1 pseudogene is annotated in these 945 nt (G+C 68.8%); it reads right to left on the bottom strand.

The window, feature by feature from the left end:
• Positions 1-3 precede the first annotated feature (3 nt).
• Positions 4-945: pseudogene (locus EN984_RS36040) on the bottom strand (helicase); the annotation flags it as partial.

Raw genomic sequence — 945 nt, 5'->3', positions numbered from 1 at the left:
GTTCTACTTCTTCAGCTGGTCGCGGAGAGCGGCGAGCTTGGCGAAGGGCGAATCCGGATCGAAACGCACCGGACGCTCCTCGCGCGGCTTCGGCTGGAAGGCCGGCTTGCCGCCTTGCGGACCACCTTTGCCATCAGGCCTGCCACCCTTCCAGTCGGGACGGCCTTCGCGGCGGTCGGGACGTTCGCCCTGCGGCCTGCCATCACGTCGCTGTTCGCCTTCGGCCTGCGGCTTGGGCTTGAATTTCGAGCGGTCGAAGCGCGGCTTGCCGGCTCCATCGCGCCGTCCTTCATGGGCCGGGCGTTCTCCGGGTGCAGCAGCGGCCGGTGCGCCGGCGGCATCCGCAGGCGCATCGCTTCGGCCGCGCGCTTGTCCGTTGCGCGGGCGATTGTTCCTGCGGTTGTCATCGCGGTTGCGCGGGCGCTGTTCGAAGCGGCCCTGACGCCACAACAGGATGGGTTTTGGTGCTTCGGCTTCCGGCGCGGGTTCGCCGACAGCTGCTTCAGTCACCGCCACAGGTTCGTCCGGCGCGGCGTCCGTTGCGGGCGCGGCATTTGCCGCCAGGTCGGCCGTTGCGGCTTCTTCTGCCGCTGCGGCTTCAGTCTCGGCAGCTTCAGCCTCTGCCTGCGGTTCAGCCGGTGCCGGTTCAGCAGCAGCCTCGGCAACAGGCGCTTCGTCTTGCACGGTTTCGACCGGAGCGTCCGCCTGTTCTTCCACGGCAGGCGAAGCAGGTTCCGCCGCGGCGTCGGAGGTGATTTCGGCGGGAATTTCGGCCGCGGTTTCCGAAACGGCCACTGCGTCCGATGCCGCCTCCGACTCTTCGACGGCTGCCTCTGCTGCGGCATCCGTTGCCGCGGCTTCGGCCGATTTGGCCTGCTCGGCTCGTTCAGCTTCTTCCGTCGCCAGTTTCGCCACCGCCGCTTCGCGGGCGGCGTTGTCCTGCGC

The sequence above is a fragment of the Mesorhizobium sp. M7A.F.Ca.CA.004.12.1.1 genome (assembly GCF_003997835.1).
In the GTDB taxonomy this organism is placed as follows: Bacteria; Pseudomonadota; Alphaproteobacteria; order Rhizobiales; family Rhizobiaceae; genus Mesorhizobium.
The sequence above is the reverse complement of the archived record's forward strand: the minus strand, read 5'-3'. Positions and strand labels throughout refer to the sequence as shown.